General features: G+C 39.8%; 17 protein-coding genes. 2 read left to right on the top strand and 15 right to left on the bottom strand.

What is annotated here, in order from left to right; genetic code table 11:
- Window positions 1–11: 11 nt before the first annotated feature.
- A complete protein-coding gene (locus H0Z31_08860; GenBank protein ID MBO8177551.1) occupies window positions 12–329 on the bottom strand; it encodes a post-transcriptional regulator in 318 nt (105 codons plus the stop codon).
- A 175-nt stretch (window positions 330–504) separates the two neighbouring features.
- Between H0Z31_08860 and spoVB the strand changes: the two genes are divergently transcribed.
- Window positions 505–2,049, top strand: coding sequence for a stage V sporulation protein B (gene spoVB, locus H0Z31_08855; protein MBO8177550.1), 1,545 nt, complete (start codon window positions 505–507; stop codon window positions 2,047–2,049).
- A gap of 27 nt (window positions 2,050–2,076) precedes the next feature.
- Here the strand turns inward: spoVB and H0Z31_08850 are convergent, their stop codons facing one another.
- Together H0Z31_08850 and H0Z31_08845 are read right to left on the bottom strand one after the other, a co-directional pair.
- The gene (locus H0Z31_08850) at window positions 2,077–2,877 is read right to left on the bottom strand and encodes a DUF421 domain-containing protein (GenBank protein MBO8177549.1); all 801 of its coding nucleotides are present in this window, start codon (window positions 2,875–2,877) and stop codon (window positions 2,077–2,079) included.
- Window positions 2,793–4,112: an ArsB/NhaD family transporter gene (locus H0Z31_08845; GenBank protein ID MBO8177548.1), complete on the bottom strand. Its 1,320-nt coding sequence runs from the start codon at window positions 4,110–4,112 to the stop codon at window positions 2,793–2,795. The genes H0Z31_08850 and H0Z31_08845 overlap by 85 nt, the downstream gene beginning before the upstream one ends.
- A 105-nt stretch (window positions 4,113–4,217) precedes the next feature.
- Here H0Z31_08845 and H0Z31_08840 point away from each other — a divergent pair, with 105 nt between their 5' ends.
- Window positions 4,218–4,616, top strand: coding sequence for a TIGR04086 family membrane protein (locus H0Z31_08840; GenBank protein MBO8177547.1), 399 nt, complete (start codon window positions 4,218–4,220; stop codon window positions 4,614–4,616).
- 257 nt (window positions 4,617–4,873) lie between these two features.
- Here H0Z31_08840 and yajC read toward each other — a convergent pair whose 3' ends face one another.
- From yajC to safA, 12 genes are all read right to left on the bottom strand, one after another.
- Complete coding sequence (gene yajC / locus H0Z31_08835) at window positions 4,874–5,143, bottom strand: preprotein translocase subunit YajC (protein MBO8177546.1); 270 nt, start codon at window positions 5,141–5,143, stop codon at window positions 4,874–4,876.
- A 28-nt stretch (window positions 5,144–5,171) separates the two neighbouring features.
- Window positions 5,172–6,311, bottom strand: a complete 1,140-nt coding sequence (gene tgt / locus H0Z31_08830) for a tRNA guanosine(34) transglycosylase Tgt (protein ID MBO8177545.1) — start codon at window positions 6,309–6,311, stop codon at window positions 5,172–5,174.
- Window positions 6,312–6,334: 23 nt separating this feature from the next.
- Window positions 6,335–7,363 carry a tRNA preQ1(34) S-adenosylmethionine ribosyltransferase-isomerase QueA gene (gene queA / locus H0Z31_08825; GenBank protein ID MBO8177544.1) on the bottom strand — a complete coding sequence of 343 codons (1,029 nt, stop codon included), beginning with the start codon at window positions 7,361–7,363 and terminating at the stop codon, window positions 6,335–6,337.
- Between the two features lie 22 nt (window positions 7,364–7,385).
- Window positions 7,386–7,589 carry a DUF2905 domain-containing protein gene (locus tag H0Z31_08820; protein MBO8177543.1) on the bottom strand — a complete coding sequence of 68 codons (204 nt, stop codon included), beginning with the start codon at window positions 7,587–7,589 and terminating at the stop codon, window positions 7,386–7,388.
- On the bottom strand, window positions 7,586–8,590 hold the full coding sequence (gene ruvB / locus H0Z31_08815; protein ID MBO8177542.1) for a Holliday junction branch migration DNA helicase RuvB: 1,005 nt from the start codon (window positions 8,588–8,590) through the stop codon (window positions 7,586–7,588). Before ruvB ends, H0Z31_08820 begins: the two co-directional genes overlap by 4 nt.
- 13 nt (window positions 8,591–8,603) lie before the next feature.
- Window positions 8,604–9,212, bottom strand: coding sequence for a Holliday junction branch migration protein RuvA (ruvA, locus tag H0Z31_08810; GenBank protein MBO8177541.1), 609 nt, complete (start codon window positions 9,210–9,212; stop codon window positions 8,604–8,606).
- Window positions 9,213–9,394: 182 nt separating this feature from the next.
- The gene (locus H0Z31_08805; protein MBO8177540.1) at window positions 9,395–9,928 is read right to left on the bottom strand and encodes an intercompartmental signaling factor BofC; all 534 of its coding nucleotides are present in this window, start codon (window positions 9,926–9,928) and stop codon (window positions 9,395–9,397) included.
- Between the two features lie 184 nt (window positions 9,929–10,112).
- Window positions 10,113–10,841 (bottom strand): YebC/PmpR family DNA-binding transcriptional regulator, encoded by a 729-nt coding sequence (locus H0Z31_08800; protein MBO8177539.1) that lies wholly within the window; start codon window positions 10,839–10,841, stop codon window positions 10,113–10,115.
- 122 nt (window positions 10,842–10,963) lie between these two features.
- Window positions 10,964–11,656: a YhcN/YlaJ family sporulation lipoprotein gene (locus tag H0Z31_08795; protein ID MBO8177538.1), complete on the bottom strand. Its 693-nt coding sequence runs from the start codon at window positions 11,654–11,656 to the stop codon at window positions 10,964–10,966.
- Between the two features lie 135 nt (window positions 11,657–11,791).
- Window positions 11,792–12,532 carry an NAD(+) synthase gene (gene nadE / locus H0Z31_08790; GenBank protein ID MBO8177537.1) on the bottom strand — a complete coding sequence of 247 codons (741 nt, stop codon included), beginning with the start codon at window positions 12,530–12,532 and terminating at the stop codon, window positions 11,792–11,794.
- 34 nt (window positions 12,533–12,566) lie between these two features.
- Window positions 12,567–13,538: a phosphotransferase gene (locus tag H0Z31_08785; GenBank protein MBO8177536.1), complete on the bottom strand. Its 972-nt coding sequence runs from the start codon at window positions 13,536–13,538 to the stop codon at window positions 12,567–12,569.
- Window positions 13,528–14,649 (bottom strand): SafA/ExsA family spore coat assembly protein, encoded by a 1,122-nt coding sequence (gene safA, locus H0Z31_08780; protein MBO8177535.1) that lies wholly within the window; start codon window positions 14,647–14,649, stop codon window positions 13,528–13,530. Before safA ends, H0Z31_08785 begins: the two co-directional genes overlap by 11 nt.
- Between the last annotated feature and the right edge of the window lie 337 nt (window positions 14,650–14,986).

The following is a 14,986-nucleotide window of genomic DNA, read 5'->3' as shown; positions in this document are numbered from 1 at the left end:
AATGAAAGCTGTCAAATTTTGCCCCTAGGCTTTGAGCGTAACAACTCTCGCAACTCTTCTTCATCTAAATCGACGAACCAATTCGGAGATCGGTACGCTTCTACGGTGGCAAACGTCATGTATTCGGTCGGTTTAATAGACAATATATCATTCACTAATTGAAATAATTTTTTTTCTTCCTTCACATTTTTCCATTTTTTTCTTAACAAATACGTCCACAGTTGATCGGTCGTTACATCATCATAACCAAGAACTTCAAACTCCTCGACTTTACTAAGAAGTGCAGGCTTTAACTGTTCAAAATATTTCTCATAAGGATGACCTTGCATAACATCTCCCCTGTCTTCACAAATTATTTTTTTGAAAATAAAGAAAACTCCATTTAAACGACGGTACACTAAATAGTGCAATATAGAAATAAGGTCGCTTGTCATTCTTTGTCCTACTTCATGCATATATATCATTGTATATGAATTTTCCATTTTTGAGAAGGCAGGGAGTCGTATGTCTAAATTCCTAAAAGGTACGATCATCCTTATGGCGGCAGGTCTAATTACTAGAATTTTAGGGTTTATAAATCGAATAATAGTGGCCCGATTTATCGGTGAAGAAGGGGTCGGTCTCTTTATGATGACCTTTCCAACCCTTATTTTAGTCATCACGATTACCCAGTTAGGACTTCCGGTGGCCATCTCAAAATTTGTCGCCGAAGCCCTTGCACAACACGATTATCGCAAAGTGAAAAAAATTTTAGTCGTCTCGTTGGCAACGACGTTAACTCTGTCGCTTTTATTTACACCAGGCCTCATCTTACTAGCACCATTTTTAGCCGAAACACTTTATACAGATCCGCGGACGTACTACCCTTTAGCGGCCATCTCGCCAATCATTCCCATTATTGCTGTCTCATCTGTCATTCGTGGTTATTTTCAGGGCCGCCAAAACATGAAACCTGCGGCTATTTCACAAATTTTAGAACAACTTGTTCGTATTACATTAATTGCTGTTTTAACGAAAGCCTTTTTACCGCTTGGAATTGAATACGCAGCGGCGGGAGCGATGCTCGCATCGATCATCGGTGAACTTGCTTCACTTATCTATTTGGTAACGATGTTTAAACTTCGGAAAAAATTTCGGTTACGCCGTCAATTTTTCCAATATTTTCTCAAAGGGAAACATACATTTTTTGAACTAATGAGCATCGCTTTACCAGCTACAGGAAGCCGACTTATTGGGTCGATTTCTTGGTTTTTCGAACCAATTGTTGTCGTTCATAGCCTAGCGATTGCTGGTGTACTTGCTACAGAAGCAACCAAACAATACGGAGTGTTAACAGGTTACGCTCTTCCGCTGTTGATGCTACCTTCTTTTATTACGTATTCACTCTCGACGAGTCTTGTCCCGGCCATTAGCGAAGCGTACGCCCAAAAACATTATCAAACGGTCGAGCATCGTGTTCAACAAGCATTACGATTTGCCCTTCTTACAGGGGGGATAGCAGTCGTAGTCTTGTATACGTTTGCAACACCAATTATGAAATTGATGTATAATTCTACAAGTGGTGTTGCCTTACTACAACTTATGGCTCCGTTCTTCATCTTTTATTATTATCAAGGGCCATTGCAAGCCGTTTTACAAGCCCTGAACTTAGCAAAAGCAGGAATGATTAATAGCTTTATAGGGGCCATTGTCAAGATTGGTACAATTTTCATTCTAGCTTCCCAACCGATGTTTGGTATACATGGTGCAGCCCTTGGTATTATTACTGGCTTTGTTCTTGTAACTTTGTTACATTTTGTAACGGTGTTAAAAGTCGTCCCTATGACCATTGTCGTTTCTGATTATGTAAAATTTATCTTGATTGTTGTGGCCAGTAGTTTAGTTGGAAAATGGCTCATTAACCACTTATCAATGGTCAACCTAATCGGAAACCTCCTAAGTTCCGTAACATTAACCACCATTTTTTACTGCCTTTTGCTATTTGCTCTACGTTTGTTACGAAAAGAAGACTTACAACGCATTCCGTTTTTACGCACTTGGTTAAAATAAAAATTGGATAGAAAAAGACCCTCGTATTTAACGAGGGTCTTTTTCATCAATGTAAAATTCACCATTTTGATAACTACAAAATGATATATCTTCAATGTTTTCGTAACCCTTTTTCTTTAATTCCTCTTTTAACCAATGAATGGTTTGATTGATTTTCGATAAATTTTCTTGTTGAATTTTCCCATCTAAAATAAGCGGAAGTGTAAAGGTATTTTCTTTTATACTATTTTTTCTTTTTTTAAAGACGGATAGCCTTCCAGAAGGTTCTAATATCGCATATTCTACATCTGCAATATTATTGATATCTTTTTCACGAAGTTGTACCAACAGGTCATCAAAGTTATACCGTTGTGATTTCATCGCCTTTTCATCAATCCGCCCTTGATTGATAATGATCGTCGGTCTTCCTTCTACAAAGGAACGGACTTTTTGACTTTTCAAGGAAAGCCATGCGCTAACCAGTTGAATCAACATTAATAAAAGCATGGGCCCTGCCGTATGAATAAACGGATCTTTCGGATCTTCAATACCTAATACCGCGATTTCAGCTATCATGATAAAAACAACTAAGTCGAGTAAACTTAGTTCGCCAATTTCTCTTTTCCCCATAACTCGGAAAATAATTAAAATAAGAACATATAACAAAGCTGTTCGTAGGATGATTATGCTTAATTCTTCCACCTTGGTTAAACTCCTTCCAATTTGTTTATGTTTAGTATGGATGAGAACGTAAAATCCATGCGTTACATAAAAGGAAGAAGATAGCGAACATAGACATAGATGGTGGAAATAATTAAGGAAAGAAACATAATTGGCATCCCAATCCATAAATATTCTCGAAAAGAAACCGGGGCTTGCTCTCTAGCAGCAAGACCAGCTATGACGAGATTAGACGATGATCCGAGTAACGTTCCATTACCACCTAAACATGCACCGAGGGCTAACGACCACCAAAGAGGATCCATATGCATAATACCGATTTCTTGAAATTCTTGTAACACCGGAATCATAGCAGCGACAAACGGAATATTATCAATAAATGCCGATAATATCCCTGTACTCCACAAAATAAATAAAGACGTCTTCACCATGTCCCCTTCGGTTATCCGAATGATACTTCGGGCTAATTCATCGATAAATCCCGCTTCTTCCAATCCCCCTACGATTAAAAAGAGCCCGATAAAGAAAAAGATCGTTCCCCATTCGACTTGTTTTAATACTTCTTCCGGTTGATACACGCGTTGAAGCAATAATAATAACAATACTGCCCCCGCTAAGGCCACGGTGGTTACATCTAAATGGAGAAGAGGGTACAACATAAATCCGAGCATGACCATACTAAGAACAATTATGGACGGATAAAGTCCTTTCTCCTTTTTTAAATAGTTAGCTGCACGGATTCCAGCCAATAATAGCTGCTTCTCTCTTTTTACATACAGTTGTTCACGATATAAAACAGCAATCAACAGAATTGTGATAAACATGATGAGAAGAACGACAGGGAGTAAATTTTGCAAAAACGCATTAAACGTTAAATGCTGGACCGTCTGCCCAATCATCATATTTGGGGGATCTCCAATAAGGGTGGCTGTCCCTCCAATATTACAGCTTAAAATGGTAGCAATCATATAAGGAGTCGGTGGCAATTGTAACAACCGTGTTAAGGTAAATAAAATCGGTACAATCAACATTGCAACCGTTACATTGGCCAAAAAAGCTGAACCGACAGCAGATAGTAAAAAAAAGAGAATAAGAAGCAAAATACCATCTCCACGAACCATTTGGGCTAACCGAATAGCTATATATTCAAAAAATCCAGTTTGGCTCGTAATCGATACAATTAACATCATGGCAAATAACAAAGCAATCGTTTTCCAATCTATATACGTAAATAGGGCATCATGGATGGTAAAGGCACCAACAATCAGCATGGCGACCCCTCCAGCGCCCGCAACTAGCATCCGGTCCCATGTTTCCGTAATTAACAAAATATAACTAATGATAAAAATACAAAGTACAACAATTGGTACCATGTAACACTCCCCCCTTACCGATGGGTTCATATCATTGTATGAAACTTGTACAAAAAAAATTTCTATTCTATTTATCTATGACAAACATATGCATGTACTAGAGGAGAAATTGTTTATAACTTTTAGGGGGAGGGAATTCTTATCAAACCAAAAAAATATGGTGGTGCCGTGATTTATGGCCTTGTTACGATTTTTGTAATTGCGATGATATTAAGCTTGATTTTATCAATCGTCCTCCGATTTAGCTCCCTACAAGAACAGTCATTTCAATTGTTCATTACAATTGTTTCTTTTATCGGCTTATTTATCGGTGGGTTTATTTCTGGAGGAAAAGCGAAAGAAAAAGGGTGGCTTATTGGCGGATTGACAGGCGGGGGATATACACTCATCATTTTCTTATACCAATATTTAGGACACGATACGTTATTTACAGTTCAACAATGGATCTATCATACGTGCTACGTGTTAGTCGCCATGATGGGTGGCATCCTTGGTGTTAATCTCATTGGGGGATCTCATAGAGAAGCCTCATAATAGAAGATACCTCTAAAAGAAAGGCTCTACCCTAAAATAACTGTGGATAACTCTTGCTGTTATTTCACTTGCACTCTTCTAGAGAGTTACTTTGTCACAGGGCGCTGGCCTGGATTTCTCCTCCAGTTGCCTGTCAGCTACCGAGCGTCTTGGCACTTACTCGGGTTGGACTTGCACCAACTAGCAGAACAGCTTTGCTGGGCGCGCGCAATGAAAAAGGAGAACTAGCTTTCTTTAAAAGCAGTTCTCCTTTTTTATTATTTATTAGCAGATTCAATCACTTCGCGCACGGCGGAGCGATCGTATGTAAGACGGCTTCCATCGCCACATTTAATGACGATTTTATCTTCGTCTAACGAATCAATGATTCCATGTAAACCACCGATTGTAACGATCTTATCTCCTTTTTGCAAATTGTTTTGCATATCTTGAATCGCCCGTTGTCGTTTTTGTTGCGGACGAATTAAGAGGAAGTAAAAGATCGCAATCATTAGTAAAAACGGAAGTAATTGGTATATCAATTCCATCTTTCTTTTCCCTCCTTTCATGGTTAATTTAGAAATTTTTTGCGTTCGGACGATTAAATCCGTAGCGTTCAAAAAATTCTTCTCTAAAGTCACCAAGACGATCCTCGCGAATCGCTTGTCTGACCTGCTCCATTAATTTTAACAGAAAATACAGATTATGATAAGTCGTCAAACGAATTCCAAACGTTTCGTTACATTTAATTAAGTGACGAATATAGGCTCTAGTATAGTTTTTACATACGTAACAATCACAATTTTCATCTAACGGTCTAAAGTCACGCGCATATTGTGCATTTTTTACGACTAACCGTCCATTGCTTGTCATTAACGTTCCGTTACGAGCAATCCGTGTTGGAAGTACACAGTCAAACATATCAATTCCGCGAATCGCTCCATCTATTAATGAGTCCGGAGACCCTACTCCCATTAAGTAACGAGGCTTATTCGCAGGCAGTAACGGAGTAGTAAATTCTAATACACGATTCATCACTTCTTTTGGTTCACCGACAGACAACCCGCCAACAGCATAACCAGGAAAGTCTAAGGAGACTAAATCTTGGGCGCTTTGACGGCGTAAATCTTCGTATTCTCCCCCTTGGACAATTCCAAACAATCCTTGGTCGTTTGGACGTTGATGGGCTTTTAAACAGCGTTCTGCCCAACGAGACGTTCGTTCAACGGATTTTTTCATATAGTCGTAGGTGGCTGGATATGGAGGACATTCATCAAACGCCATCATTATATCTGACCCAAGTGCATTTTGGATTTCCATTGCTTTTTCAGGGGATAAAAATAATTTGTCTCCGTTTAGATGGTTACGGAAATACACCCCTTCTTCCTCAATTTGACGGAAATCGCTTAAGCTGAATACTTGGAAACCGCCGGAATCAGTTAAAATCGCTTGATCCCAGTTCATGAACGAATGAAGTCCACCCGCTTCTTTGATGATGTCATGTCCTGGACGCAGCCATAAATGATACGTATTGCTTAAAATAATGCCCGCTCCAATTTCTTTTAATTCTTCCGGTGACATCGTTTTCACGGTCGCCAATGTACCAACGGGCATGAACATTGGGGTTTCGTAAGTTCCGTGTGGCGTGTGAATGCGACCTAACCGAGCCCCCGTCTGTTTACACGTTTTAATGAGTTCATATCGTATTGCTGTCACTTCGTACTTTCTCCTTCCAACGATTAAATAATAAGCATGGCATCTCCAAAGCTAAAAAAGCGATACTTTTGTTTCACTGCTTCTTCATACGCACGGAGTACGTTTTCACGTCCAGCTAGTGCGCTTACTAACATAACGAGTGTTGATTTAGGGAGATGAAAATTTGTAATCATCCCATCGATGGCCCGAAATGTAAACCCAGGATAAATAAATATATCCGTCCATCCGCTCTGGGCTTTAAATACTCCATCATGATCACGCGCAATCGTTTCTAGCGTTCGTGTGGACGTCGTACCAACTGAAATAATTCGACCGCCTTTTTGCCTTACTTCATTTAGTAATTGGGCGGTTTCTTCCGACATTTGATAAAACTCGGCATGCATTTCGTGCTCTGTCACATCATCCACACTGACTGGACGAAACGTACCTAGCCCCACATGCAGGGTAATAAACGCTAAATGAACCCCAATGGCCTCAATTTCTTTTAGCAGTTCTTTCGTAAAGTGTAATCCAGCCGTTGGAGCTGCTGCCGATCCCCGTTCACGAGCATAAACCGTTTGATACCGATCACGATCTTCCAACTGCTCTTTAATATAAGGCGGAAGCGGCATTTCTCCTAGGGTATCAAGAACTTCATAAAAAATTCCTTCGTATGTAAACTGCAATATCCGACCACCGTGCTCTTTCATACCGACACAAGTGGCTTTCAACATTCCGTCGCCAAACAAAATGACGGTTCCTTCTTTTACTCGTTTCGCAGGTTTGACTAACGTTTCCCAACAATCGTTGTCCTCTTGCTTTAATAATAGGACTTCAATTTTCGCCCCCGTTTCCTCTTTGACACCAAATAATCGTGCCGGGAGTACTTTCGTATCATTTAGTACTAAACAATCCCCAGGACGTAAATAGTCACTAATATGTTTAAAAATATCGTGCTTTATCTCACCCGTTTGCTTATTAAGGACCATTAATCGACTATCTGCCCGATTATTTAACGGTGTTTGCGCAATAAGTTCTTCCGGTAAGTAAAAATCAAACAAATCTACTTTCAATGCTGTCACCCTTACGTAAAAGTTATTTGAACTTTCCTAGAAAATAGAACACGAGAGATAATAATACACTTAACAAGATGGACGTCATAATGGGAAAATAAAACGTCGTATTTCCTTTTTTTATTAAAATGTCCCCTGGTAATTTGCCAATTTTAATAAACTGGGCTAAAAAACCGATGACAAATATCAATACACCGATAAACATGAGCATTTTTGGAACATTCATCGTTCATTTGGCACCTCCATTTGAAAATGACGGTACACTTGTTCTGTCACCATCCGCCCACGAGGGGTGCGTTGCAAAAAGCCAATTTGAAGTAAGTATGGTTCGTACACGTCCTCAATCGTATGGGCTTCCTCTCCAATCGTAGCGGCAATCGTTTCTAGACCAACCGGGCCGCCACGAAACTTTTCAATAATTCCCTTTAACAACTTATGATCAATGTGGTCAAGTCCAAGTCGATCGACTTGTAATAAGGTGAGTGCTTCGTTCGCTAAAGCAAGTGTAATTTTTCCATCTCCACGAACTTGAGCGTAATCACGGACGCGACGTAACAAACGGTTCGCAATCCGTGGTGTCCCACGTGAACGCCGAGCAATCTCTTCCGCTCCTTGCCTTTCAATGTCTGCCCCGAGGATATCGGAAGTGCGCTCGACAATTTGGGTTAGTTGTTCCACCGTATAATATTCTAACCGACTCAACACTCCAAATCGGTCACGCAATGGCGCTGAAAGAGCACCAGCGCGAGTCGTCGCCCCAATTAACGTAAACGGAGGAAGGTCAAGGCGTACCGAGCGGGCACTTGGGCCTTTTCCGATTACAATATCTAAACAAAAATCTTCCATCGCGGGATAAAGTACTTCTTCTATGGAGCGATGCAGACGATGGATTTCATCAATAAAAAGCACATCCCCTGGCTCTAACGATGTTAAAATGGCTGCTAAATCACCAGGGCGCTCAATGGCTGGACCGGACGTGGTTTTAATGTTGACGCCCATTTCATTCGCAATGACGGTAGCTAAAGTGGTTTTTCCAAGTCCTGGTGGACCGTAAAGTAACACATGATCGAGCGTTTCTTTTCGCATTTTTGCCGCTTCAATAAATACTTCTAAATTGGACTTTACTTTATCTTGGCCGATATATTGTGCTAACCTTTGAGGGCGTAAGCTTTGTTCAAACCTTTGCTCCATCGCTTCCGCTTCCGTCGAGACAAGGCGCTCGTCCATTCCGATCCCCCCTTTACTTTAAAAGTAATTGCAACGCTTTTTTAATAAATTCATCCGTAGATAACGATTCTTGCTGCAATGTTGGTGTAATCTTTTTAATTTCTTTTTCTGAATAGCCTAGCGCTTTTAACGCTAACAGGGCTTCTTCCAGTTCGGCTTGCTCTTGCTTCTTTTGATCGAGCTTTTCTACATTAAACAAGTTTGGTACAAAATCAGGAACAACTTCCGCTAGTTTCCCTTTCAAGTCTAATATCATTTGCCGTGCCGTCTTTTTCCCTACACCAGGAAATTTCGTTAAAAAGGCTTCATCTTCCTCTTCAATGGCTTGAATGACTTGAGCTGGTTCCCCTGAAGCTAAAATAGCGAGGGCCCCTTTCGGCCCAATCCCTGAGACATTTAAAAGTTTTAAAAACATCAACTTTTCTTCACGTGATAAAAACCCATAAAGATGAATAAGATCTTCCCGAACGTATTGATATGTATATACTTTCACTTCTTGTCCTTCGTATTTGGAAAATTGGTACGGATTGGGCGTGAAGAGTTGATACCCAATTCCGTTGTTTTCTACAACAACGTATTCTGGACCTATATAATCGACAATTCCTTTAATATGTTCGTACAACCGTCTTCTCTCCTCTTTACCATGCTTCATTCTATCATAAATCTGCTTCGATTATAAACGGAATGTCTACCGAACGCGTACAGAAAAGCTAAACATAAAAACATCTGTTCTTATATTATCTTCTGTTCTTCTCTAAAAAACAACCGTTACCACAAGAAAAAGGACAGTATCGGCCTGTCCTTTCATTGTTGAGGGAGAGAATATGACTTAAATGTTTCAATCAATTCAAAGTAGCGCTCTTTTGTTCGTACCGGAATTCCATTCATTAATTCTTCCCGTTTTTTACTTTCCAATTTGCTTAAATCAATTTGAAAAAATGATTGAATAATCGTTGAAGGATTCGTTTTTCCATTAAATATCGCCAAGGTTCCATCTTTCGACACTCCAAAATATCCGTTCGCTTTTAATAACGGAGAAATATCTTCTACTTGTTGCTTAAAGATGACTATGTTCTCATCCATATCAACAAGCTGCCAGTGGTCGTATTTTGCCCAAAAATCTTCCATCGCCCAAATCGTTTCATTCACCGTTTCGTGACTCATTTCCCCATCTAAATATTCGCGTTGCAATATAACTTTGACTTGTAATGGGGTAGCGACATGGATCCCTTCATCTGTCTTTGCCTCATAGTCTTTCGCTTCTTTCGTCGATGTAAACAAAAAGATAGATATCGCCAATGTAAGCGTACAGATGAAGATGATTATTCGTCCTAACATAGAGGTCACCTCATTTTCTTCCTCATATGAATGATTGGTGAATGAAGAGTGTAAGCTGCTAACTTTATTTTGTCCCAATGAATACAAATTAATCCAAACTAGACGATTTTTTTAATTTGATGCGAAGGCCCTGAAGTCTTTTGGCAAAAAAAATAACGGTAGCACTAAATGGCTACCGTTTCAATTATTGTTGTTGATAGTTATGGTAAATATCTTGAACATCATCGTCATCTTCAAGCATATCCAGCAATTTTTCCATTTTCGCCTCTTGTTCTTCATTTAATGACGTATATGTTTGCGGAATCATCGTAATTTCAGCAGTAGCAAACGAAAAACCGCTATTTTCTAACGTTGTTTTTACGTCCATGAAACTTTCTGGATCGGTATAAATTTCAAATACTTCTTCACTAGACTCCATCTCTTCCGCTCCAGCTTCAATGACTTGTAGTAGCATGTCATCTTCGTCGACTTCTAGTCCTTCCCGTTCAATCACTAAATACCCTTTTCGATCAAATAAATAAGAAACGCATCCAGTTTCACCAAGGTTTCCACCATTTTTAGAGAAGGCTAGACGAACGTTAGAGGCGGTACGGTTTTTATTATCCGTCAAACATGTCACCATAACGGCCACTCCACCTGGTCCATATCCTTCATATGTAATCTCTTCATAATTTTCAGCCGCTTGGTTCCCAGTTGCTTTATTAATCGCCCGTGTAATGTTATCGTTCGGCATGTTCGCCGCTTTTGCTTTTTCAATGACAAGTCGTAATGCTGGGTTAGACTCTGGGTCACCCCCACCTTGTTTAGCCGCAACATATAGTTCTTTTGCTAACTTTTGAAATATTTTACCGCGTTTTGCATCTTGTGCATTTTTGCGTCGTTGAATGTTTTTCCACTTAGAATGTCCAGCCATTCTAACTTCCCCTCTCATCAAACTTGTCTACCTTACTATATCATAAATGGTTTCATTATAGGTAACAACTCCTTTTCATCAATAGTAAGAATTCCCATCCCGCAAAAGCAGGATGGGAACGTTTATTCATTTCGTTTAACCCAATCGAGTAAATCTTGTAAATCAAAATTAATCGCTTCCCGCGGTCCACCATCTCGGAGGTCATTGTCAATATTACGTACTCGACTAAAAGTCCCTTCGTCTGTCACAACCGTCACCGTGCGCCCATGTAAATAAGGAGTGACTTTTTGACGAATGGTAGCCAATGTCGTTGATTGTTTGGATTCATCCGCTAAATCAACCGCAATTAATATATCGGTACCATAGGCAACGGCTCGGACATCCTCCACATTGGGAACCGATGCGGTCACATCGGCAATTTGTTCGGACAGTTCTCCTTCATACGCATTGTAGTACGACGAGCGCGGGCGATGGCTTTGATCATCTAAGTGTCCATGATAATTAGCATCCCCGCGTGGAAAGCGAATGTCGCGTTCAAAAAAGCTTTTATCATAATTAGCTAGTGGCTTCGACGGATTTTTTGGGTTTCCATATTCGTCTTTTTGGCTCAAATATTTTCTCTTATGCTCTTGAATGGCTTGACCTTCCGCTCCAAACGAATGGTCCATCCATTCGGTTAGTGGACCGTCGTTACGTTCATTCCGCTCATTTGCATGGCCTTCGTTTGAAAAGAAGCCTAACGGTTCGTACGTATCTTCGTACCGTTTTGGTGCAGCTTCTTCATCTTGTGTGTTACATGCAGCCATACTCCCCATGAACAAACATGTTATGGGAATTAGAAGCAAGCTTTTTCGCACGTGAAAACCCCCAATAAAATAAGCTTGAGCTAAATACTTAGCTCAAGCTTATTTTACGTGAAATGTACAAGAACCATTCGAGCAATAATTGGGTTAAAATTTCGGAGGAGCAGCTGCAAGTTGGCGTTTGTGCTCTGAACGTTTATGCAGTCGGTCAATAATTTCACGATCTTTCTCTGGAATTTCTTCTCCTTTTAAGTATTTATCAATCATTTCATACGTCGTTCCCATTTCACTTTCATCGGTTTGTCCTTCCCAAAGACCAGCACTTGGAGCTTTTGTAATTATTTCATTCGGTACTCCTAACAGTTTCGCTAATTCCCTTACCTCTGATTTCATAAAATGAACGAGTGGAACTAAATCAACACCGCCATCACCATACTTCGTAAAATATCCCGTATGCCATTCCGCTGCATTGTCTGTTCCCGTAACTAAGTAATTGTAGTTATTCGCGACCGCATATAATGTAGTCATACGCAGGCGAGCACGTGTATTCGCATCTCCTAAACGAGCACGTTCTTCGTTCCACTCATTTTTTGCTTTTAGCTGTTGTTCAATTTTACTAAATAGTATTTGGTGTGTTTCGGTTAAGTCGATAATGTGATAGTCAATTCCACAACTTTCAACGACTTTTAACGCGTCTTCTTTGTCTTTCGGATTGCTTTTACACGGCATAATAAGTCCTAGAGAATTTTCTGGGAAAGCCCGTTTTATTAAATGAGCGACCACAGCGGAATCGATTCCACCACTAATACCAACAATTAAGCCGTCAGCGTTCGCTTCTTTCACTTTTTCCCGTAACCACTTAATCAGTTGGTCAATTTTTTCTTGCATCACCAATACTTCCTTTCCAATAGTTTCGTCCACTTTATTTTATCATATTTAAAAGGTGTTGATTCAATTGAAATCTCCAAGGAAAGGATCGAATTGTCATATAAATCAATGAGGAAAACATACGTTGTTGATAGGTATAGCCTTTTTTGAAAAAACGATTCCACTCACGAAAAATATCAGTTGGATATAAAAGTGCTACCTTAAAGGGTTCTTGATTTAGGAAGCTTGATATCCCTTTGTGACCATGTAATTCATCCCAATTTCCATGTATATTTGGTATTATTCTATGACAAAATTGCAAATAATCAATCACACTTGGTGCAATCGCTATTAAATCAAAATCGATCATATATAAATGATTTTCGGTCAACAAAAAATTGTGATGGGCTACATCCCCGTGGATAATCGACCATGGTTTTTGGACAAAAAAATCTTCATGATCTTCCATATACTCTAGCGCGTATTCCGCCCATTGTTGATACAAATACAAAAAGTCTGACGGAACCCACTGCTGTATGAGCGGTAACCACATTTTAAATTCCGTATATCTTTCCTTCCATTTTTCCAATTGGTGAAAAAATGGAAGTTGCGATTGAAATTCTGGCACTAGGTAAAAGGTGGTTTCATGAAATTTCTTTAATAAACTGAGCACTTGCTGACGAAAACACGGTGATGAATAAGTTCCCTCTTGTTTTTTATCGCCTAAATAACTCATAACCCCCACGTATTTCCCATCAAACGGCAGAAGTTGATATTGATGGAGGGGATGGAACGTATACGTTTCTCGAAACTGTAAATCAAATAATCTTTTCGTAAACTCGATTTGACGTTCTAATTTTTTTTTCGACGAAAATAATTTAATCAACCATGTTTCTTTTCCAGTCGCTATCCAGACGCCTTCTTTTACAAACGTTAATGTATCTATGGGGAGAAACACTTTGTTCTTTAAAAAAAGAAGGAGACGAGCTTGTAGTTCGTCTCCCCTTACAACAGTACTAAAAATCATTACTTTCCTCATCGCTACGCGGCATTCCAAACGGTTGTTGATATCCCATTCCATACATTGGATAGCCGCCCATCATTGGTTGACCATATCCATAGCCATAAGGATACGGCTGCCCATATGGGTTACCATAGACTGGTGAATCCTCTTGTGCTTCGTGATCTTGAGGGGCAGTTGGTTGCGAAGCACTTCTTGTTGGCATCATTTGACTCATTGGATACATTTGTGGCTCTTGCACTTGTGGCATTGGCGCTCCTACACCATACATTGGATAGCCTGCTCCTGGCATCATAGGAGAAACTGGATAACAAGGACTTGGTGTTGGGTAATAAGGCATCATTGGATATCCCATTTGCGGCATCATTCCATCTATTGGCATTTCTGATGATGTTTGAGCAAAACCTTGTTGCCCATCGTACATTGGCATCATTCCATATGGAGACGATTCATCATCATCGTAATTCCCCATTTGTTGCATCATTTGGCCATCTGCTGGCATCATTTGATTCATTGGATACATCGGCATTCCTGGTTGTGGCATCGGAGCTCCTACACCATGCATCGGATAATGAAAGCCTGCTCCTGGCATCACGGGAGTTACTGGAACGCAGTGTGGGTACGGATAACAATACATTGGTGGAATATATGGCACTTTAGGCATTTCCTTCGGTGGTACCTCAGGTTTTACTTCCTCTTTCACCGGAATAAGTTTTGGTGGTGTTGGAGGAATTTGTTGTGCTTGCTGTACTTGCATATTTGCCATATTCATCATGTAATAATTGTTAATATCGATTTCTGGGACAACTGGTTGAGGCATTTTCGGGATGTATGGCTTCATCGGTACCTCTTTCTTAGGTACTTCTTTTGGAGCGGGAGGTTTCATGTCTGCGTATGGATGTGGTGGGATCGGTACTTCTTTTTTTGGGGCATAATTAATTTTTGTTTCTTTTTTGACCGTACCTCCAGTTGTTGGAACTTTAATTTTCATACCTGGCATAATCATATCGGGGTTCGACAATTGGGTATTCATTTTTTTTAACTCTTCAAAATTAACGCCATATTTTTTGGCGATTTTCCAAAGAGTATCCCCTTTTTGGACAATATGAATTTTCACTCTTTTTCCCTCCTAAGACATAAGTCCATATATTGTATGAAAAAATAGGCCATTTGCTAATAATCTTCATCAAAACTTATGCGTTTTTTTAGGAAATTATGATTCGTGAAGAAAAAAAGGCCTTACCAACCAGTTATTGATCATAAGATGATAGAGGGAAAATATGGAAGTATAGTACATTAGACAAGGGGAAAAAGATTGGAAAGCTATTGGGGTCACTCCTTCCAGCCAGAAAGGGAACTGACGATAAAAAGAGGCCCAACCACGGTTTATCTTGGTGATTAACAACAAACAACACTTTCTCCAGGTTGCTATTTATGAGGTAACCATGTCCGAT

The organism is Bacillus sp. (in: firmicutes) (assembly GCA_017656295.1).
Taxonomy (GTDB): domain Bacteria; phylum Bacillota; class Bacilli; order Bacillales; family JACDOC01; genus JACDOC01.
This window is presented reverse-complemented; position numbering and strand designations above follow the sequence as displayed.